The sequence below is a fragment of the Pseudoalteromonas sp. A3 genome (assembly GCF_025942345.1).
Taxonomy (GTDB): Bacteria; Pseudomonadota; Gammaproteobacteria; order Enterobacterales; family Alteromonadaceae; genus Pseudoalteromonas; species Pseudoalteromonas atlantica.
Genome location: NZ_JAPCKL010000001.1, coordinates 357915 through 378327, shown reverse-complemented (window position 1 = coordinate 378327; position 20413 = coordinate 357915). Strand labels below are relative to the sequence as shown.

The window sequence follows — 20413 nt, the reverse complement described above, 5'->3', positions numbered from 1 at the left end:
GCGTATTTAATAGTAAAAATCTTGCAGCGCAGGGCAAAATTAACGCATATAAGGTAAATGCTTATCTATGCGCCCTTTTGCTGTTGAGTCAATTTTTAACGGGTGTTTAATATCGTTCCATGCGGTCACTTTGCCGCCTATGTTCATTTTTTCAAAGTCGGTGCGCTCGCTTTTAATGTCTAAAAACGCAGTAAGCTGGGCAAAACTTTGTGGCTTTGCTATATCAATTTCTAAGTAGTCGTTACTGCGGTGCTTAAAATACTCACGCGCGTTAGCTAAATGTGTGTTGTAGCACTTTGCTAAATAATCATCTTGGTTAATATTATCAATCGATAAGTCAGTAAAGGTCGTTAAGTAACACCGTTTTATATGAATATTAAAACCACCGTCTGGGCGCGTTAAATTAGTATGCATTCGCAGCAGCAATTGCCTAATTGAGGCAATCCAGGGTGTTTTTTCACGCGCTAAATATATAAATTTAGCGCCGGGGTAATGGCTATCTAATGCTGGGTAGTCATTAAACACAGGGGTATCGGCTATGGCTGTGGCGTTTTCAAAACAATACGAGGTGTACGCAGTGTGCGCCGTGGCAATGCCAAACTCTAAAAATGCGTGGCATACACTGGTGGTGCCAGTACGCGGAAGCCCTATTATAAATATTTTACTCATAACATCTATTACTAACTATTGCGTGTTACAAGCAACAAAAAGGCACTAATAACCATCACTAAAAAGGTGGCAATGGTACCAATTTGGCGATACTTAAGGTTGTTTTCAACAATGCCTAAATTGTGAAAGACGCGCCCTATTAATAACGCCCCCCCTAAAATATTACAATAATGGCTGGCAAGGCCTTGGTATTCGGCTAAAAAAAGCAAAATAATCGCAAAGGGTACGTATTCCATAAAATTAGCATGGGCACGCACAGCACGTTGTAATTTAGGGTTGCCGTTATCGCCAAGCGACACTTGTTCACTGCGGCGCACTTTGATCACATTAAAACTTAAGTAAATATAATAAAACGCTAAAAGCGCAGCATACGTAGAAACTATCACGGTGTTGTCCTATTTTATTTTTGGCAATAATAACATAGTTTTGCACAATCATAAGTTTACTTAGTAACTATGCTACAGTGTGTATTAGTTGAATTTTATAACGCAATTAAAGGAATTTATGTTTGTCCCTCGCAAAGTAGCCGACCGCTATCGTGAAATGATCAACAGCATTGGCTTTTACCCTTCTGTACTTTCGGTTGGTTTTTTACTTTTTGCTGTAATTACCATGTCGCTTGAATACATAGCGCCTGTAGAGCAGCTCAAGGCGTTTATATCTGTTGTGCTGGTAGATAGCGCCGAAAATGCCCGCACCATTTTAAGCACGCTAGCAGGCAGTATTATATCGCTTACGGTGTTTAGTTTTTCTATGGTGATGGTGGTTTTAAATTCGGCCAGCGCCAGTTTATCTCCGCGGGTTGTACCTGGGCTTATTACCCGTAAGTCGCATCAAATGGTATTGGGCTTTTATTTAGGCAGCATAATTTACTCAATTATTATGCTCATTAATATTAATAAGCTTGAAGGTGGCGATACCGCTATTCCATCGCTTGGGGTGCTGCTGTCATTGGTGTTTGGCTTAGTATCGCTTGGCTTGTTTGTATTTTTTATACATTCAATATCTAAAGCCATTCAAGTAGATAATGTACTTAACGGTTTATTTAGCCAAACTAAACGCGAAATTAAAGCCATTGTTGATAGGCAATCAGAAAAACCGTTCACTGACTTTCCTGATTTTACACAATGGCACTCAGTTAATAGCACTACCGAGGGTTATTACAAAGGGGTGCATACAGATAAGTTATGCGCCATATTAGCCGAGGAAAATATTCGGGTGTATATCTCGGTAAACCAAGGTTACTTTACCGTTAAAGGCTATCCGTTTTTAAAATGCGATAAAGACATTTCTAACAACGAAGAACTTATTGCAAAAATTTTAGACTGCTTTATTTTTTATATAGAAGAGTACATTAGCGATCATTACCGTTATGGATTAACGCAAATTTCAGAAATTGCCGTTAAAGCAATGAGCCCAGGTATTAATGACCCTGGTACAGCGGTTAAATCGATAGATATGCTGAGTATTTTATTAATTGAGCGCCTGTCGCTTAACGATACAAATTATTCGTTTAAACACAGCGATAACGCCCCGTTACTCTTTATACACGAAACCAGTTTTGATGAGTTACTGCACGATAACTTTACGCCACTGCGTAATTACGCAAAAGGCGATGCGTATGTAATGACGAACGTTTTAGAGGCATTTAAAAATATATTGTTTGTAGCGCATGGCAATGATGCAGCCCGAAACAGCCTATTTAATTACTTAAATGCCATTGTAGATGACATAAACGAGCATGTAAGTAACGAATACGACAGACAAGAAATTACCAACATGCTTAACGCGATTGCCCGCATTAGCAAGCCACAAGGGGATAAACTAGTGGCTCGTTTTACCTGCAAACATACTAGTCAATAAAGTAAACCGCATAGCTAGACGCTGTTACTTTAATTTCTCCAGCATGATACGCATCAGGAACAAAATTACCGGGTGCGCTATCTGCTACCATCATGGTTTTTTCTGAGCGTGCATAAGGCTGAGCAGGTACGTTCATTGGGCTTAGCGATGCCGTATATAACCCTTTAAGCTCAACGCCGTAATCGGCACTTAGTTCTTTAGCGGCTTTACGGGCATCTTGAATGGCCAGTTTTTGCGCCTGTTTGTGTAGCTCTTCATAGTTGCTCGCTAAAAATTGAGTTTGATTTATTTGGTTAATGCCGTTATTTACTAGGTTTTGTAACAGCTGAGGGTATTTTTCGATTTGCGAGAGTTTAACGCTTAACGTGCGCGACACTCTAAAGCCTTTAAATTCTTGCTCGCCAGAGCTTCTGTTGTATTGGCTTTCGCGATTTATAGAAATATGCCCTGCATTAATATTACCGTCTTTAATGCCAAGCTCTTTTACTAATTTGATCGCTTTGGCCATGGTTTTATCGGCCTTGTTTTTAGCATCAATTAGGTCTTTATCTATTTCTACAATGCCTACGCTTAATTGTACGTAGTCAGGCATAGTGGTTACGGTTGCTTCACCTTTAACATAAATATGAGGAGCGTTAGGTGTTGAGTTTGCATGCGCATCAAGGCTCAAGGTACTTAAGGCAATTGCGCTACTTAATAACAGAATGTGTGTTTTCATTGCATTATCCATTGTATTTTTGTTGTCACCATTAAAGAGCCTACGTGGTTAACAATAAATGAACAAGCACAAAAAAACAGGCAATTGCCTGTTTTTTGTAACTGGCTGTAACGCAATGTACAGCCTTATTTACTTTACGTTACTCAGCGTAATTAAATGCTGCAACGTTTGTAGTTACGGTATTTAGGTAACCAGTAATTTCTATCAATAGCAGCCCACAGTGCATCATCGCTAATCTCAAGAGCTACACCCTCTTCAATTGCTTTTTTAGCCACTGCAAATGCAATACGCTTACTTAATGTTTCAATTTCAGTCAGTGCAGGTAATAAGCTGCCTTTACCGGTGTTTGCACGGGGTGATGACTCAGCAAGCATTTCGCTCGACATACTCAACATTGCATCGGTAATGCGTGTTGCTTTTGCTGCAATTACACCTAGGCCAATACCTGGGAAAATATAACTGTTGTTACATTGTGGGATTGGGAACACTTCACCATTAAATTCTACTGGCTCAAACGGGCTACCCGTTGCTACAAGTGCTTTACCTTCAGTCCATTTAATAACATCTGCTGGGTGTGCTTCAACCTGCTTAGATGGATTACTTAATGGGAAAATAATCGGCTGCTCACAGCCTGAGTGCATAGCGCGGATAACTTGCTCGGTAAATAAACCCGGTTGACCCGATACACCAATTAAAATATCAGGTGCTGCACAGTGCATTACATCTAACAATGAAGCGTATTCGCCGCTGTAGGTCCACTCGCTTAATGCAGCTTGTGGTTGCGCTAGTGCTTGTTGGAAATCGCGTAAGCCTTCCATGCCTTCAGTGAGTAGGCCAAAACGGTCAACCATAAATACTTGGCTACGCGCTTGTGCTTCGCTAATACCTTCAAACACCATTTGGCTAATAATTTGCTCGGCGATACCACAACCGGCTGAGCCTGCGCCAACAAATACCACTTTTTGCTCGCTAAGGGTTGAGCCTTTAACACGACACGCAGCTAATAAAGAGCCTACAGTTACCGCTGCAGTACCTTGAATGTCATCATTAAAGCTACAGATTTCGTTACGGTAGCGTTTAAGTAAAGGCATAGCGTTTGGCTGTGCAAAATCTTCAAACTGCAGTAATACATTTGGCCAGCGACGTTTAACTGCTTTAATGAACAAGTCTAAAAACTCATCGTATTCATCTTGCGCAATACGCTTATGACGCGCGCCCATGTACATAGGGTCATTTAGCAGTTTTTCGTTGTTAGTACCTACATCAAGCATTACAGGTAATGTGTACGCTGGGCTAATACCACCACACGCTGTGTAAAGTGATAATTTACCAATAGGAATACCCATGCCACCAATACCCTGATCGCCTAGGCCTAAAATACGTTCGCCATCGGTAACCACAATTACTTTTACTTTGCCTTTGGTGGCGTTACGTAGAATGTCGTCAATTTGATAGCGATCTTCGTACGAAATAAATAAGCCACGTGCACTGCGGTAAATATCTGAGAATTTTTCACAGGCATCACCAACCGTTGGCGTGTAAATAATTGGCATCATTTCTTCAAGATGATCACGCACTAAACGGTAGTAAAGTGTTTCGTTGTTATCTTGAATGGCACGCAAGTAAATATGCTTGTTTAAGTTATCGTTAAAGCTTGAATACTGCTGATAACAACGCTCAACCTGCTCTTCAATTGTTTCAAAACGTGGAGGAAGCAAACCCGCAAGGTTGAAGTTTTCGCGTTCTTTTTTACTAAACGCGCTGCCTTTGTTTAAAAGCGGAGTTTCAATTAGGCCAGGGCCAGAGTAAGGAATATAAAGGTAGTTAGGATCAGTATTAGTTGTCATATTTCCAGGCTTTAACGGAGTCTTAAGTTATGATCTGCCATTATCATTGTAAAAGGTTAAATTGCAATGACAATTAAGCTTGTCAGACCATTGAGAGAAAACACATGCAGGCTTCACTGCCTGCATGGCTATTATACATAAATTAAAATTTGATAGTGGCGTTTTTGTCAGTTAAATCCGACAAAGCAACCCCTTCACGGCGCGGATCGGCACCGCCATACAATTTATTGTTTTTAACCTCTACGGCATGTAAGCCAGAGTTTAAATCAAGTACGCGTACCGCATGGCCGCGTTTAGTTAATTGTGGGGCTATGGCTTCAAGCGCGGTGCCTTTTTCAAGGCTCGTGTAATCGTTACGATTGGTTGTTCTTGGCAGGTTAATCGCCTCTTGCGCCGATAAATTCCAATCTAGTACACCAATAACCACTTGCGCTACATAATCAATGATACGGCTGCCACCTGGCGAGCCAACCACTAAGCGTAAGCTGCCGTCGTTGTTAAACACCATTACTGGCGACATAGAGCTGCGTGGGCGTTTGCCCGCCTCAACGCGGTTAGCTACTAATTTGCCGTCAATACGTGGCGAAAGCGCAAAATCGGTTAATTGGTTATTTAAAATAAAGCCATTAACCATCACAGTTGAGCCAAATGCCATTTCAATTGAACTGGTCATTGATACGGCATTACCAAAGCTATCTACAATGGATACATGCGATGTTGATGGCAGTTCAAAAGAATCATCTTTTGCGTAGCTTAAATAGCCTACCGGGTTACCTGCTACTGCTTTTGTGTCTTGCTCAGTAATAAGCTTGGCGCGCGATGCAATGTACTTTTTATTTAACAGCTCTTTGGTAGGCACTTGTGTAAAATCTGGGTCACCCATGTACATATTACGATCGGAAAATGCTATGCGTGAGGCTTGGCTAAAGTAATGAATTGCCTCTTCGCTATTAGGTTTAAGCGCGCTCATGTCTTTGTGTTCAAGCAAGCCCAAAATTTGTAATACCGCTACACCACCACTGCTCGGTGGGGCCATAGAGCACACATTATAAGTACGGTATTTAATACATACTGCGTCGCGTTGCTTGCTTTTGTAATTAGCCAGGTCTGATTCGCTTAATGTACCCGGTGCAATTTTTGAATTTTGCACTGCGCTTACCATTTGCTTAGCGTTATCGCCTTTATAAAATGCATCAATGCCTTGTTTAGCAATGTCTTTGTATAAATTAGCTAAGGGCTGATTTTTTTTAATCGTACCAGCTTTAATTAATTCGCCATTAGGGTAAAAGTACTCGTTAATCACCGGCATACTCATTACACCTGGGTTTAATTGGCGTGCCAATAAACCGTGTAAACGTGGCGATACCTCAAAGCCCTGCTCGGCAAGTTTAATAGCGGGTTTAAATAACTCGCTCCACGCAAGTTTACCGTATTGTTGATGCGCACTTGCAAAGGCGTGCAAAATACCTGGCACACCCACAGAGCGACCGCCAACAACTGCTTCAATCCACTTAACGGCTTTACCGTGTTTATCTAAAAAAAGGTTTTCGTCAGCATTTTGTGGCGCGGTTTCACGGCCATCAAAGCTTGTAAGTAGGTTATCAGCTTTGTTGTAGTACATCATAAATGTACCACCACCAATGCCCGATGATTGTGGCTCAACTAAGGTAAGCACTAATTGCGTTGCAATTGCCGCATCTACCGCGCTTCCGCCTTTAGCTAAAATCTGTTGTCCAGCTTGTGAGGCATACGGGTTAGCCGCGGCCACCATGTATTGATCACCAGTTACTAATTGTTTTTGTACAATTGAGGTGGTGGCTTCTGGCTCACGAATTTCTAATTTTGCAGGTTCTTTTGCTATTGTTGGCAGCGTTACTGCAAACAAACCAATAGTAAATAATGACTTAAGTTTAAAATGCATAAAAATACTAAAAACACTTAATTACGTAGTTGTATTTGGCATCTTAAAGTTAAACGGGCACAATATGCAAAAATTTTGACTAAAAAAACATAATAAAATGCTTAATTTACCGCTACAACCTCGTTATTTACTTCCGCCATTATTTTTGATGCTTTTTAGTATTGTTTTTGCTGCATTTGATTTAAATAATTTACTTGAATTTAACCGAGCACTCATTGAAAACGGCGAAGTTTGGCGAGTGTTTACCAGTCAATTCGTACACGCTAACTGGGCGCATTTAGGATTAAATGCATTAGGCATATTTTTAATTTGGTTGCTGCATGGCGAATACACGTCGCCTGCGCGTTATGCCTTTAATGTGTTTTTTTTAGCACTGTGGTGTGGGCTCGGCGTATTATGGTTTTGCCCTGCTATATCTATTTACACGGGGTTAAGCGCCCTATTACATGGTGTCATTATTTGGGGAGCGGTAAAAGACATTACCCTGTCGCTTAAATCGGGTTATTTATTATTTATAGGCGTGTGGATAAAAATAATAATGGAGCAAGTAAACGGCCCCGATGCAAGTATTGGCCAATTAATTGATTCAACCGTTGCCATTGATGCGCACTTAATTGGCGCGGTGGGCGGCACATTGTTTGGCATACCTTTAGCAATTAAATACTTAAAAAATAGCGATTAAGCTTTTCAATATTAATAAAAACGCCGCGTTAGTTAACGCGGCGTTTTTGTTTTTACACTTTAATTTAAGATTAAAGTGTTTCTTTAAATAATTTATGAATACGGCGGTATTCATCTAACCAGCTTGATGGCTGTACAAAGCCATGCGGCTCTACCGGGAAGATGGCCGTTTCAAAGTTTTGTTTTTCAAGTTCAATTAATCGCTGCACTAAACGTACTGAGTCTTGAAAAAACACGTTATCGTCAACCATAGGTGCGTTAATTAATAAGCGCTTGTTTAAGCCCTCAGCGTAATAAATTGGCGAGCTGCGCTCATACGCTATGGGATCTACATCTGGGTGATTTAAAATATTAGCCGTGTAAGCGGTGTTGTAATGCGCCCAATCGGTTACTGGACGAAGTGCTGCCCCCGATTGAAATAGCTCAGGGGCAGTAAATAGCGCCATAAAGGTCATAAACCCGCCGTATGAGCCACCGTATGTGCCTACTGCGTTGGTATCAACATTTGCGTTTTGCGCCATCCATTTAACGCCATCTGCTAAATCTTGCGTTTCAGGTGTGCCCATTTGGCGATAAATCGCAGTACGCCAATCGCGGCCATAACCTTTAGAAGCGCGGTAATCCATATCCATCACTATGTAACCTTCATCGGCAAGTAATGAATGAAACATAAACTCACGAAAATACACAGACCAACCCATGTGTGAGTTTTGTAAGTACCCTGCTCCGTGGTTAAAAATAACCGCTTTACGAGTTTTGCCTGTTTCACCTTCTACATAGTCACTTGGGTAATACACCTTGGCATAAATAGGTTGCTCTGTGTGGCTAGATGGCACGGCAACAATTTTAGGTGCGGTGAGCTTTTTAGCTAAAAATTCATCCGACACTGTATGGGTGAGCTGTGTAGCTGTGGTGTTAGCTTTAGCATCGGCAACAAAAAGCTCTGTTGGCATTGTTATTTTAGAGTGCTTAAGCAGTAATTTACTTTCGTCTGGGCTTAACGTGTAGTCGGTCATACCGTTAAGGTCTGTCACTTGCTCGTTTTTACCTGTTTGTGGGTTAACACGGTAAATTTCGTAAAGGCCTGGGTGCTCTACGTTTGCCTTGTAATAAATAGCGCTATTATCATGAGTTAACGTAATGTCCGATACTTCAAACTGGCCACTAGTTAAAGCGGTTGCTTTGCCGTTAAGCGGTTTTTTGTAAAGCTGACTATAGCCCGATTCTTCTGATAAGTAATACAGGGTGTCTGAATTATGTAACCAGCCAAAATTGTTAAACGCGTAAGCTATCCAAGCATCATCATGTAGGCGGTGCTGCGACACAAGCTCGTTTTTATCAAAGTCGATTGTGGCTATCCAGCGGTCTTTGTTATCCCACGCCTCTAGCATAATGGCAACTTGCGTGCCGTCATCGTTCCACACTATGGGAGCTTGGTTTAAACCCCAATTAGTAATTAAGTTAATACCGCGTGGCGCTTTTTTAGATTTATATGTTTTACCATCACGCGCGTAGTTTTCTTTTTTAACCTCGGCTAAAACATCTTCATCAAAGCCCGGTAGCGTATCAAAGCTCAGTGGCGTTTGTGTTTTATCTACAAGGTTAATGTGTATCACCGATGATGTTTGCTCTTTTGCATCAGCCACACGACGGCGCACTTTTTTAGGCTCAATAGTGGCATCATCGGTGATGTAGTTAGGCATAATATCGCCTTTATCACGCCACGATTGCTGCTTTTGCAGCACAACAATTAAAGCATCACCGTTTGGCGATAGTTGCGCTTCTTTAATTACATTGCCATCACCTAAATAAAAAGCGGTGTTAGCAATGGAGCTATTTTGCGCGTTTATTTGTTCATTGCGTGTTTGTGTATCCTGTTTATTTTTATGTTGCAGCGCCACAAACTCAATCAGTTTATGCTGCTCTTTTGCAATGTAACTAGTTGGCTCTTGTAAGCCTTTTGGCTCATCGGCCAATTTTAAGTTAGCAAGCTCTGTACTTAACCCTGTTTTTAAATCAACTTTAAAAAACACATTACCTTGGCGGTAAACTAAATCGCCATTGTTTAAAAACTGTGGTTTAGACTCATTAGCTGAGGTGGCTGTTATTTGTTTAAGTTCACCCGTTGTTAGGTTTTTAACAAATACATTGCCTTTAAAGGTATAAGCTTGAAGTGTTCTATCTGATGAATAAACCGCTTTAGAAGCACCTACAGTATGCAGTTTATCAAGTGAAACTTGCATCGCTTTTTTGCTGTTAATTGGCTGGCTATAAATATCGTTTAGGTTACTGCCTTGCTGCTTTTGAGCATAAATAATGGTGGCTGAATCACTTGCCCAGTACGCATTTTTAGGCTGGTTGCCTATCCAATCAGGATTTGCCATGGCTTGTTCTAGCGTAATATTTTGCGAGCCAGTATCAGCAGGTGTGTTTACAACCGCAGCAACGGGAGTTGCTGGTAAAGCGCTTTGCTGTGATGAAGAGGTATTAGCGGTAGCACTACAACCTGCAAGCATAATGCTAGAGGTTACAGCAAGCGCTACTAATGTTTTTGATGACGATAGGTTAAAAATCATAGTGCTTCTATACGGTTATTATAATTGAGCCGTATTTAAGCAGAAGCACTTGAGTTATTGCAATTTTTTAAGATAAATAACACATTTTCACGGTAAAGCTGAGTTTACTCTATTAGCAAATCGAGCCACACCAATCGGTGATCGCTCGATGCGTTTCTATCTTTTATTAATCTATATTGCTCGCTGTTTTTAGTGGGCCAAAACACCCCGCCATCGTGTATTTTAAACCCATAGGTAGAGGGTAAAACATAATCTACACGCGCCTGCCAATTAGCGGTAAAGTGCTTTGCGTATGGCTGCGGGTATTGCTCTTTAGCACCGGCGCTTTGCGGTATAAATTGTGAATTTATAAGTGGGTTATTTAAAATTTGATTGGTGGTTTCAACCCGTGCTTTATCCCCTTCAGGCGCGGCGTTTAAGTCACCTAAAATAACAAACCGCGAGTTTGCTTTTAATCCGCCTTTTTGGCCGTTATCGTCGTAAATATAGGCTTTATTAGCAACATAATCGGCAATTAACCTAACTTCATCATGATTACGTTTGCCGTTTCTGTCTTCGTCACCATCAAACACCGGCGGTGTTGGGTGCGAGGCAAGTACATGCACTGTTTTATTGTTTACTACAACAGGTACATCCCAAAACGATTTTGAGCTAAGCCTAAGCGCTTGCCATTCTTGCGTGTTATACCAATTCTCTTTTGTTTTTGGGTCTATTGGCATTTGCGCATTAGGCATATCTTTATATTTAAACGTTTGAAGCGTGCGCAGTTTCTCAAGGTTAATGGGGTATTTAGATAAAATAGCCATTGCGTAATGCCCTTCAAAAAAACCAAAACCTTGCGCATCGCCCATTACAGCGGTTTTTTTACCGTTGTTATCAAGGTCAAACTCAGTAGCAAGGCCTGTATTTACAGGGGCAATAAAACTGTATGGGTAATCAATGGGGGCTTGTTTATTTTGGCTTACATTTAAAAACTGGCGTTTAAAATAATCTATACCTTGCGCTTTGGGTACGTAGTCAAACTCGTTTAATAAAATAATGTCAGGGCGAACACGCTGAATTATTTCGGCTATATTTTTTATTTGCTGGTGGTTTGATTTTAGTGCATTAACTAGCGCATCGGGGTTAACTTGCTCGCCTTTTGGCGTGTGATTAGTTGCATCCATACTCACATTAAAGGTGGCAATACGAAGGCTTTGGCTGGCTGTAGCATTTAAACTAAATGAAGCGGCAATGGCTAATGCGCCATAAAGTATGTTTAGTTTCATTTTTTTACTTCAAAAAATTAAAAAATAGACTTTACCAGTATTACACAATTAATACCTATTTTTATGACAAAAAAATACCGGCTTAAGCCGGTATTTAATAAGTTAATTACAGCCTTTACTCACTTAGCATAAGTGCAGTAGCGGCTTTTAAAATGCCGGGATACGCTTGCTCAGGTAGGTAATCGGTAAGTTGCCCAAGCTTATCGGCAAGGTTATTAATGTTATCTGCAGATACATTAATATGCCCCATTTTACGTCCAGGTTTTGCCGTTTTTCCGTACCAGTGGCTGGTTACATCACTGACTGTTAAAACCTCGGTAGGAATACATTTTTGGCCTAGCACATTAACCATAGCGGTAATATGCTTAAGCTCTGTACTACCTAGTGGTAAACCCGCTACAGCTCGCATGTGGTTTTCGAACTGCGAACAATGGCAGCCTTGCTGTGTCCAGTGCCCTGAGTTATGAACTCGCGGCGCAATTTCGTTAACCAGTAAAGTACCGTTTACATCAAAAAACTCAATGGCAAGTACGCCAACATAATTAAGCTCGTTGGCAATTTTTGTAAATGCACTATGGGCCTGCTGCTCAACCAGCGTGTTATTTTTACCTGCAATCGACAAAGTAAGCACACCGTTGGTGTGCTCGTTTTCAGTAATTGGGTAAATAGCCACATTACCTTGCTTATCGCGTGCACCAATAATAGAGACTTCACGGTCAAACGGGATCATTTTTTCAGCAATAATGCTGTGTGGCGCATCCTGTGTGCCAGAGGCAATAAAATCAGCCATTTCCGACCAAATTTGCTCTATTTGGTCATCTGATTTTAAACGCCACTGCCCTTTACCATCGTACCCTGCTTGGCACGTTTTAATAACCAGCGGTTTACCTAGGGTTTTAACCGCTAATTCTAAATGCGCTTTTTCTGTGATCAGTTGATACGGCGCACATGCTACGTTTGTTTTATCTAGTAGCGCTTTTTCTAATGCGCGGTCGCCACCGGTTTTTATGGCAGCTTTCCCTGGGTAAAATTTATTACTGTTGCAGCACAGTGTAAGTACATCATCGGGGATATGCTCAAACTCTGCGGTAATCGCATCAGCGTCACTAATTGCCTGCTCAAGTGTGGTTGTGTAAATTTCACCGGTTAGCGGATGCATTATTTTTTGGCTGCCTACATCGTACGCGACCACATTTAAATTAAGGGGGGCGCCTGCTAGGCTCATCATTCGTGCAAGTTGGCCGGCACCTAAAATTAAAATTTTCATTTTTACTCTGCAGGATTAGGGTTAGCTAAAATAGTCTCGGTTTGCTCTTTACGAAATGCTTCAATTTTTGCAAAAATTTCTGGGTTTTGGCACCCTAAAATTTGTGCAGCAAGTAAACCTGCGTTAGCAGCGCCTGGCTCACCAATTGCTAGTGTACCCACGGCTACGCCTTTTGGCATTTGGCAAATAGATAACAATGAATCTACTCCGTTTAAGGCTTTAGATTTAACCGGTACACCAAGCACAGGAAGAGATGTAAATGCCGCTGCCATACCCGGTAAATGCGCAGCACCACCGGCGCCAGCTATAATCACTTTTATGCCACGATCTGCGGCTGAATTTGCATAATCTGCAAGAAGTTGAGGAGTGCGGTGCGCAGAGACCACTTTTGTTTCGTACTCAATACCAAATTTTTCGAGCATGAGCGCTGCGTGTTCCATGGTTGGCCAATCTGATTTAGAACCCATAATAATGCCAACAGTCATAAATACTCCTCAGTAATGTATTTTAAAAATAGCGGACTTATGTCCGGTTTTAGGCGGGTATTATACCCAAACCAAGTTTAATTGCGACTCACAAAAACAAAAAAAGCCACGTTTAAACATGGCTTTTAAAGGGTTGCAGTTACAAAGTGCTTATACTTCTTTGCTTGCTAGGTATTCGCTGTAGTTGCCTCTAAAGTCAATCACCTTGCCGTCTTTTATCTCCCAAATGCGGGTAGCAACCGATGATACAAACTGGCGATCGTGCGATACAAACAATAATGTGCCTTCGTACGCTTCTAATGCAAGGTTTAACGCCTCGATAGACTCCATATCCATGTGGTTTGTTGGCTCATCCATTAACAGTATATTTGGTTTATGCATCATAATTTTACCAAATAACATACGGCCTTGTTCACCACCTGAAATAACCTTTACAGACTTTTTAATATCGTTTTGCGAAAACAACATGCGTCCTAAAAAGCCACGAACTACTTGCTCGTCGTCGCCTTCTTGTTGCCATTGCTCCATCCACTCAAACAAGTTCATGTCTTTTTCAAACTCGTCAGCATGATCTTGCGCGTAGTAACCAATATTGGCATTTTCAGACCACTTAAACTCGCCCGACTTAGGTGCTAAACGCCCAGCAAGAGTATTAAGTAATGTTGTTTTACCTACACCGTTTTCACCGATAATAGCAATGCGCTCGCCTACTTCTACTAAGCCTTCTAAATTTGAAAATAGCGTATTGTCTTCAAAACCTTGGCTTAGGTTGGTCATTTCTAATGCATTACGAAATAGCTGTTTTTCTTGCTCAAAGCGAATAAACGGCGATTGGCGAGAAGAGGCTTTTACTTCTTCTAGCTGAATTTTATCAATACGTTTTGCACGTGACGTTGCTTGTTTAGCCTTTGACGCGTTTGCAGAAAAGCGCGATACAAACTGTTGTAGTTCAGCAATTTGACTTTTCTTTTTCGCGTTTTCACTTAATAGGCGCTCACGTGCTTGTGTTGCTGCAAACATGTACTCATCGTAGTTACCTGGGTAAATACGAAGCTCGCCGTAATCAATATCGGCCATGTGCGTACATACTGAGTTTAAAAAGTGACGGTCATGCGAGATGATGATCATGGTGCAGTCGCGTTGATTAAGCACATCTTCTAACCATTTAATGGTGTAAATGTCCAAGTTATTGGTTGGCTCATCTAGTAGCATAATATCAGGGTCAGAAAACAGTACTTGCGCAAGTAACACACGTAGTTTAAAACCGGGTGCTATTTCAGACATTGGGCCGTAATGCTGCTCTGTCGAAATACCAACCCCTAATAAAAGCTCACCCGCTTTAGACTCAGCTGAATAGCCGTCCATTTCGGCAAACTCAGTTTCTAAATCGGCTACTTTCATGCCGTCTTCTTCACTCATCTCTGGTAATGAGTAAATGCGATCGCGCTCTTGTTTAATATCCCATAATTCTTTATGGCCCATGATGACAGTATCAATTACAGAGTATTCTTCGTAAGCAAACTGGTCTTGGTTTAGTTTAGCCACACGTTCATTTGGATCTGTACTTACGTTACCTGCAGAGGGCTCAAGTTCGCCACTTAGGATTTTCATAAATGTAGATTTACCACAGCCGTTTGCACCAATTAAACCATAACGGTTTCCTTCGCCAAACTTTGCAGATATGTTTTCAAATAACGGTTTAGCACCAAATTGCATGGTGATGTTAGCTGTACTAATAATAGCGCTACCCTCCAAGGGGACATGATGTATTTAAATTGCGCGCAGTTTAAACTAAATACAGCTTTTTTTCTATGAAAGTTTAAGGTTGAAAGCGTATGAACTATGCCCTATTCCACTCATTAAAGGCGTAAATTAATGCCTAACAAATAGTGCCTAAAAACGCGATTAAGCCAGTGAATGCTTATTCAACTAAAAAATGCGCTTAGCTAAAAATAATAGCGCGATTTGTGCGCCATATCAGGGTTTAAATTGTCATTAATAAACCCGCTTAACTTAATAAGTCGATTGTTTATCGCAAAGCATTTTAAAAAACAGATAACTGGGTATATATTTATGATATAAAATGCTTTTTAGAGTTTTTGCACTAGCGTTTTATTTTTATCCAACATGAAAAAAACTCAATTTAAAACCCACTTACTTGCGCTATTTTCAGCACTATTTACGTAGTTTTTAATCAAAAAAAACATATCCCTTAACAGATAAAAAACACCATTAACCTCCAGTGAATATTTATTCATTTTTGGCGCTAATTTCATTGATTATTTTTCACTTTTGAGCCCATTAGGGCTTTGCTAGTCTTCATTCCTTCTAAATTTAATGTCACTTTTTAAAGTTAATACACACAAGGCATCACAAATGATTAAAAACTTTGTAACCCTACTATTAGGAACAAGCATAGTAGTTGCGCCAGCTGCTTCAGCAGTAGAGCTCTATAAGGATGAAAAGAACACTATTAAAGTAGGTGGTTACCTTGATGTGCGCGTTATTAATACGCAAAACCAAACCGAAGTGGTAAATGGTACATCGCGTATAAACTTTGGCTTTACTCGCCAACTTAAAAAAGACTGGTCGGCACTGGCGCTAGTTGAATGGGGTGTAAACCCTGTTGGTAGTAGCGATATTATTTACAATAACCGCTTTGAATCTATTCAAGATGAGTTTTTATATAACCGTTTAGGTTATGCTGGCCTTTCGCACGAAAAGTACGGACAAATTACCATTGGTAAACAATGGGGTGCGTGGTACGACGTAGTTTATGGCACCAATAACAGCTTTGTATGGGATGGTAATGCTGCGGGTGTTTACACATACAACAAAGACGACGGTGCTGTAAATGGTACTGGCCGTGGTGATAAACTAATTCAATACCGTAATAGCTACAACGACTTTAGCTTTGCAGTTCAAGCGCAACTTAAAAACAGCGAATTTTATACCTGTGATGTTGATGATATTTCTGAAGAAGCGTGTGAAGCCCTGTGGAATGATGGCGACAGCGCAGCTCAAGAAGTAGAGTTTAACTACACCTTTGGTGGTTCTGTAACTTATAACGCAACCGACATGCTAACGTTAACAGCAGGCGTAAACCGTGGTGAATTTGATGTAACGTATGGCGATGGCACAACACAAACCGTTGAAGACTTAATTTTTGGTGCGGGTGTAATGTGGGGCAGCATTGAAAAACTAGGTTTATACGTTGCCGCTAACATAAATAAAAGCGAAAACCACGATACCGATAACCTAGGGCGCTTAATTAAAGACTCTATTGGTGTAGAAACCTTTATGTCGTACCGTTTTGATAACGATGTGCGCCCTTTTGTGGCTTATAACATTTTAGATGCCGGTGACGATTACGTTATTCAACCTAACTTTAATACCGATCCTAATGATGTATTCAAACGTCAATTTGCTGTGATTGGTGTTCATTACTTAATTGACGAAAACACCATTGCCTACGCTGAAGCCCGTAAAGATTTTAGCGACTTTGAAAGTGATGACAAAGACCAGCAATCGCAAATGGAAGCCTCAGAAGACGACGGGATTGCATTTGGTTTTAGATACAAGTTTTAATTTCCCACCATAACAACACACAAAGCCCAGCTATATGCTGGGCTTTTTTATTTTAAACGTTAAATGATGAAAAAAATTAAATGTTTGAATGCGTTAACAATCGCTATTATTTGCTATAACACTTTATAAAAGCTGTGTGCGCTGCGTATTAATAATGCCTGTAAACATGCTTATAAATTCACCCGAAAATTAATGGAGAGAAAATGAGTTCACTCAAAACCGCCGGTAATTTTACTCTACTATGTATTGCCAGCTTAACCATAATGGTTGGCACCCTATTAGCGCCGGGTTTAGTTACCATTGCTGATGGCCTAGGCATACAAAGCAACAGCGTATTATTAATTACTTTACCTTCTTTAGGTGCGGTGGTGTTTGCCCCCCTAGCCGGAAGATTAATAGACAAGTACGGCGCATATCCTTTACTTATAATAGGTTTATTTTTATACGGATTAGTGGGTGCATGTGCTTACTTTTTACATGGCCCAACCTTAGTATTTATTAATCGTTTTGCATTAGGTGGTATTACAGCAATAGTGATGGCAAGTTGCACCGTATTAATTTCAACGTGGTACAGCGGCGAAGCCCGACTGAATATGATTGCCAAACAAGGCATGGCGATAGAGCTAGGTGGCGTTATATTTTTATTTTTAGGCGGTGTTTTAGCGTCAATGTATTGGGGATTACCCCTTGCTTTGTATTTAATTGCTTGGGTATTTTTAGCTATGTTGCTCATGTTTGTACCCCGGAAGCAGCAATTAAACGCCCAAAACACAGAGCAAACTCAACAAATAAAAAAGAGCAATTCAAACGCATTAACGCTTAAAGGGGTTTATATAGTATCAACCCTAGCTATGACCATATTTTTTACCTCAACCGTGCTTTTACCTATTACCTTGCACGCACTAAATTTTAATGAGTCTGAAATAGGCCAGCTATTGGCTTTTATATCGTTAATTGCGGTATTTACAGCGGGATTTATGCCTAAAGCAACTAAACGCCTTAGTGAGAAAAATGTATTAGCAATTGCATTTTTTGCCTTTGGTTTATCATACCTTTGCTTTATACAATCAAGTACATTGATATTAGTATTAGGCGCGCTATTAATTGGTATTGGCTTTGGTTTTAGCATTCCTCTTTTAAACCACATGACCGTAGAGCTAAGCCCAGAAAATGTTCGCGGACGTAACTTATCGTATTTCACAATGGCGGTGTTCTCCGGTCAGTTTTTTACCTCTTTTATGGAGTACATACCTGGGGGTGAACATAACGTATTTATAATATGCAGTATTTTAAGCGCCGTTGTAGCTATCGCCCTTCTTGTAAAACCTAAAGCGTACTAAGCAGCAATCAATAACCGGTAAAATTATCAAATTAAGTAGCCAATTATCCCCTATTTATTGGCTACTTTTATTCCTCCTCACTCTTTAGCTAAGTTAAGCACTTTAGAATAACATAGTATGATGTGTTCTTTTGCTATAAAGCCACCAGCAATGGTTGTTGCTTTAGTTAATTGCGTTGTATAGTCAGTTTTTTAGCCTTAGCAAATAAGTATTAATTAAAGGGATTATAAGCAAAAAGGCATGCACTGTATATAAATACAGTGCATGCCTTTTTTATAAAAATCTTAAGATTGATTAGGGCCCTAGCGTTACCCACTGCTTAACTTCAAGTGCAGTCATTATCAGCTCTACAGAAAATGCGGCCAGTATCATCCCCATCACACGCGTTAAAATAGACGCCCCGCCAATACCAATTAGCTTTATAATTTTGCCCGACAGCAACAACAAAATTAAGGTTACACCTAACACTGCCAGTGTAATTAAAGCTGTGCCTATTTGGGTTGTAATTGGGTGAATGTGATTATCGGTAAGTAATATAACGGCTAAAATAGCACCTGGTGTGGCGGTAGCAGGTATAGCAAGGGGAAACACTGCAATATCGTGCCCTGGGTCTTGTTTTGCTTTGTTAGAATCATTGCCAAATATCATTTGTAAGCCAAACAAAAATAAAATTATCCCGCCCCCTAACTGAAACGATACCAGCCTTATACCCATCGCATTTAAAATAAGCTGCCCTATTAAAATAGAGCCAAGTAACACAGCACCTGCATATAGCACAGTTTTAAACGCAGTTTTACGACGTTGTTGATCAGTTAAATGAGAAGTGAGCGCAGCAAAAAGCGCCATAGTCCCTATTGGGTCAATAGTGGCCCAAATAACGAGGGCATCTTGAGATAGTTTTTCTAGCATATAAAATCCTTGTTAAGCGAACACGTTTTAAAAACTCGGGTAACAAATTCATTTGCTTACGCTTAACTATAAGCCAAATTGGCTATTTTTTATATTGCATTTGTTCCTCTTATGATGAAATTTACTAACGTGTATAATGCAAATGCAGCACTAATACATGACTAATGCAGTTCTAAACATGTTTATACCAAATAGAATGCTCACCCAAGCTAAAGCCTAATTTAACTAATAAGTTATGCGAACGCGCATTATGTGCACTTACCTGCGCCGCTAAGTAGTTTAGCGGTATAGCCAGTTTAAGTGTTTTAACAAAGCCGGTTATTACCTCAAACATAATGCCCTTATCCCAATATATAGGATCAAGCTCAAACCCAATAAACGCCCTACTTTTACAAGGCGATAAATTATAAAGCCCACAGGTGCCCATAAGTTTGCCATTTATATTATGTTCAATAGCTACTCTTATCACTTCGCCTTCGTAATAGGCGGTAATATCGTCTTGTATTAATTGTTTAATTTGGCATTTACTTAAGGGGGTTTTATAGTCGTTAAATTCGCTCACTTGCGGGTGATTCAAAATAGAAAATAACTGTGGGGCATGCTTATGAGTAATTAAACGCAACGTAACGCGTTCAAGCTGAGTTGTTTTAAACATTTTATACAGGAGTTAAAATAGCGCTTTATGGTTAAGCATTATTAACTTACCATAGCGTATTCACAAGCATTATCTTTATAGCCAATATTGAGAGCAATAATGAGCGACGATTTTAAAGTAATTCAACCTACCACAACCGTATACTGCCCTAAACGTGGTGAGGGCTGGACCCTAACAGGCATTACTAATATAAACGAGTTTACCTCGGTAATGTTTGACGGCACACGTTATACACTCCCCGCACGCGAAATAGTAGAAGTGCTGTTACCAAACCAACTAGCCCGAGAGCAAAATAATAGCTAGCACCCGTGTATAAACGGAAGTGGCTGCCACTGTGCAGCCACCTATATAAAGAGTAACGAAGGATTAAAATGTATCGTCTTCACTGTATACATTTACTTTTAACTCGTCTTCATCTTCAAAAACAACAAACGAAATAGGCTTACAGCATACTTGGCAGTCTTCTATGTATTGCTCGCCAATATCTGCCGCGTCTAATAATACTTCTATGCTTTCGCCGCAATACGGGCAACTTATCGATTTTTCGGTTAACTGGTTCATTTAACACCTACTACTTTTATCTCAATGCTTTCACTTTAATAAACACACTCTAATAATACAACATT

At 40.3% G+C, this 20413-nt stretch carries 18 protein-coding genes; 5 read left to right on the top strand and 13 right to left on the bottom strand.

The features are described 5' to 3' along the window. Positions 1-39 precede the first annotated feature (39 nt). Complete coding sequence (locus tag OIZ54_RS01705; RefSeq protein WP_264389522.1) at positions 40-669, bottom strand: sulfotransferase; 630 nt, start codon at positions 667-669, stop codon at positions 40-42. An 11-nt stretch (positions 670-680) separates the two neighbouring features. Then, positions 681-1055, bottom strand: coding sequence for an MAPEG family protein (locus tag OIZ54_RS01700; RefSeq protein ID WP_054982679.1), 375 nt, complete (start codon positions 1053-1055; stop codon positions 681-683). A gap of 118 nt (positions 1056-1173) precedes the next feature. On the opposite strand from OIZ54_RS01700, the gene OIZ54_RS01695 reads away from it, so the two are divergent. After that, positions 1174-2532, top strand: coding sequence for a DUF2254 domain-containing protein (locus tag OIZ54_RS01695; RefSeq protein WP_055253583.1), 1359 nt, complete (start codon positions 1174-1176; stop codon positions 2530-2532). On the opposite strand, the gene OIZ54_RS01690 is transcribed toward OIZ54_RS01695, so the two are convergent. The 3 genes from OIZ54_RS01690 to ggt all read right to left on the bottom strand — a co-directional run bounded on the left by OIZ54_RS01690 (position 2522) and on the right by ggt (position 7018). Continuing rightward, positions 2522-3250, bottom strand: a complete 729-nt coding sequence (locus tag OIZ54_RS01690; protein WP_054982514.1) for an SIMPL domain-containing protein — start codon at positions 3248-3250, stop codon at positions 2522-2524. The genes OIZ54_RS01695 and OIZ54_RS01690 overlap by 11 nt on opposite strands. Before the next feature lie 152 nt (positions 3251-3402). Continuing rightward, the gene (locus OIZ54_RS01685; protein ID WP_004586602.1) at positions 3403-5097 is read right to left on the bottom strand and encodes an NAD-dependent malic enzyme; all 1695 of its coding nucleotides are present in this window, start codon (positions 5095-5097) and stop codon (positions 3403-3405) included. Between the two features lie 142 nt (positions 5098-5239). Next, positions 5240-7018: a gamma-glutamyltransferase gene (gene ggt, locus OIZ54_RS01680; protein WP_264389521.1), complete on the bottom strand. Its 1779-nt coding sequence runs from the start codon at positions 7016-7018 to the stop codon at positions 5240-5242. A gap of 97 nt (positions 7019-7115) precedes the next feature. On the opposite strand from ggt, the gene rrtA reads away from it, so the two are divergent. Continuing rightward, on the top strand, positions 7116-7700 hold the full coding sequence (gene rrtA, locus OIZ54_RS01675) for a rhombosortase (protein WP_264389520.1): 585 nt from the start codon (positions 7116-7118) through the stop codon (positions 7698-7700). A 70-nt stretch (positions 7701-7770) separates the two neighbouring features. On the opposite strand, the gene OIZ54_RS01670 is transcribed toward rrtA, so the two are convergent. The 5 genes from OIZ54_RS01670 to OIZ54_RS01650 all read right to left on the bottom strand — a co-directional run bounded on the left by OIZ54_RS01670 (position 7771) and on the right by OIZ54_RS01650 (position 15035). Next, positions 7771-10275, bottom strand: a complete 2505-nt coding sequence (locus OIZ54_RS01670) for a prolyl oligopeptidase family serine peptidase (RefSeq protein WP_264389519.1) — start codon at positions 10273-10275, stop codon at positions 7771-7773. Positions 10276-10379: 104 nt separating this feature from the next. Beyond that, complete coding sequence (locus tag OIZ54_RS01665) at positions 10380-11543, bottom strand: endonuclease/exonuclease/phosphatase family protein (RefSeq protein ID WP_096739644.1); 1164 nt, start codon at positions 11541-11543, stop codon at positions 10380-10382. A 115-nt stretch (positions 11544-11658) separates the two neighbouring features. Beyond that, positions 11659-12810 carry a 5-(carboxyamino)imidazole ribonucleotide synthase gene (locus tag OIZ54_RS01660; RefSeq protein WP_264389518.1) on the bottom strand — a complete coding sequence of 384 codons (1152 nt, stop codon included), beginning with the start codon at positions 12808-12810 and terminating at the stop codon, positions 11659-11661. A 2-nt stretch (positions 12811-12812) separates the two neighbouring features. Beyond that, on the bottom strand, positions 12813-13295 hold the full coding sequence (gene purE / locus OIZ54_RS01655) for a 5-(carboxyamino)imidazole ribonucleotide mutase (RefSeq protein ID WP_024033606.1): 483 nt from the start codon (positions 13293-13295) through the stop codon (positions 12813-12815). Positions 13296-13445: 150 nt separating this feature from the next. Next, positions 13446-15035, bottom strand: coding sequence for an ABC-F family ATPase (locus OIZ54_RS01650; protein WP_095206740.1), 1590 nt, complete (start codon positions 15033-15035; stop codon positions 13446-13448). Between the two features lie 636 nt (positions 15036-15671). Between OIZ54_RS01650 and OIZ54_RS01645 the strand changes: the two genes are divergently transcribed. After that, on the top strand, positions 15672-16883 hold the full coding sequence (locus OIZ54_RS01645; protein WP_264389517.1) for a porin: 1212 nt from the start codon (positions 15672-15674) through the stop codon (positions 16881-16883). 203 nt (positions 16884-17086) lie between these two features. Next, on the top strand, positions 17087-18223 hold the full coding sequence (locus OIZ54_RS01640; protein WP_264389515.1) for an MFS transporter: 1137 nt from the start codon (positions 17087-17089) through the stop codon (positions 18221-18223). A 294-nt stretch (positions 18224-18517) separates the two neighbouring features. Here OIZ54_RS01640 and OIZ54_RS01635 read toward each other — a convergent pair whose 3' ends face one another. Beyond that, complete coding sequence (locus OIZ54_RS01635) at positions 18518-19132, bottom strand: MarC family protein (RefSeq protein ID WP_004586612.1); 615 nt, start codon at positions 19130-19132, stop codon at positions 18518-18520. A 172-nt stretch (positions 19133-19304) separates the two neighbouring features. Further along, a complete protein-coding gene (locus tag OIZ54_RS01630; protein ID WP_264389514.1) occupies positions 19305-19787 on the bottom strand; it encodes a GNAT family N-acetyltransferase in 483 nt (160 codons plus the stop codon). 99 nt (positions 19788-19886) lie between these two features. On the opposite strand from OIZ54_RS01630, the gene OIZ54_RS01625 reads away from it, so the two are divergent. Beyond that, entirely contained in the window at positions 19887-20090 is a 204-nt protein-coding gene (locus OIZ54_RS01625) for a hypothetical protein (protein WP_264389513.1), read from the top strand. Between the two features lie 63 nt (positions 20091-20153). Here the strand turns inward: OIZ54_RS01625 and OIZ54_RS01620 are convergent, their stop codons facing one another. After that, positions 20154-20348: a CPXCG motif-containing cysteine-rich protein gene (locus tag OIZ54_RS01620; RefSeq protein WP_004586615.1), complete on the bottom strand. Its 195-nt coding sequence runs from the start codon at positions 20346-20348 to the stop codon at positions 20154-20156. Positions 20349-20413: the final 65 nt, after the last annotated feature.

Coding starts and splice junctions, on each gene's coding strand:
- OIZ54_RS01705 (WP_264389522.1), bottom strand. CDS start 669: ATGAGTAAAATATTTATAATAGGGCTTCCGCGTACTGGCACCACCAGT.
- OIZ54_RS01695 (WP_055253583.1), top strand. CDS start 1,174: ATGTTTGTCCCTCGCAAAGTAGCCGACCGCTATCGTGAAATGATCAAC.
- OIZ54_RS01690 (WP_054982514.1), bottom strand. CDS start 3,250: ATGAAAACACACATTCTGTTATTAAGTAGCGCAATTGCCTTAAGTACC.
- OIZ54_RS01685 (WP_004586602.1), bottom strand. CDS start 5,097: ATGACAACTAATACTGATCCTAACTACCTTTATATTCCTTACTCTGGC.
- ggt (WP_264389521.1), bottom strand. CDS start 7,018: ATGCATTTTAAACTTAAGTCATTATTTACTATTGGTTTGTTTGCAGTA.
- rrtA (WP_264389520.1), top strand. CDS start 7,116: ATGCTTAATTTACCGCTACAACCTCGTTATTTACTTCCGCCATTATTT.
- OIZ54_RS01670 (WP_264389519.1), bottom strand. CDS start 10,275: ATGATTTTTAACCTATCGTCATCAAAAACATTAGTAGCGCTTGCTGTA.
- OIZ54_RS01665 (WP_096739644.1), bottom strand. CDS start 11,543: ATGAAACTAAACATACTTTATGGCGCATTAGCCATTGCCGCTTCATTT.
- OIZ54_RS01660 (WP_264389518.1), bottom strand. CDS start 12,810: ATGAAAATTTTAATTTTAGGTGCCGGCCAACTTGCACGAATGATGAGC.
- purE (WP_024033606.1), bottom strand. CDS start 13,295: ATGACTGTTGGCATTATTATGGGTTCTAAATCAGATTGGCCAACCATG.
- OIZ54_RS01645 (WP_264389517.1), top strand. CDS start 15,672: ATGATTAAAAACTTTGTAACCCTACTATTAGGAACAAGCATAGTAGTT.
- OIZ54_RS01640 (WP_264389515.1), top strand. CDS start 17,087: ATGAGTTCACTCAAAACCGCCGGTAATTTTACTCTACTATGTATTGCC.
- OIZ54_RS01635 (WP_004586612.1), bottom strand. CDS start 19,132: ATGCTAGAAAAACTATCTCAAGATGCCCTCGTTATTTGGGCCACTATT.
- OIZ54_RS01630 (WP_264389514.1), bottom strand. CDS start 19,787: ATGTTTAAAACAACTCAGCTTGAACGCGTTACGTTGCGTTTAATTACT.
- OIZ54_RS01625 (WP_264389513.1), top strand. CDS start 19,887: ATGAGCGACGATTTTAAAGTAATTCAACCTACCACAACCGTATACTGC.
- OIZ54_RS01620 (WP_004586615.1), bottom strand. CDS start 20,348: ATGAACCAGTTAACCGAAAAATCGATAAGTTGCCCGTATTGCGGCGAA.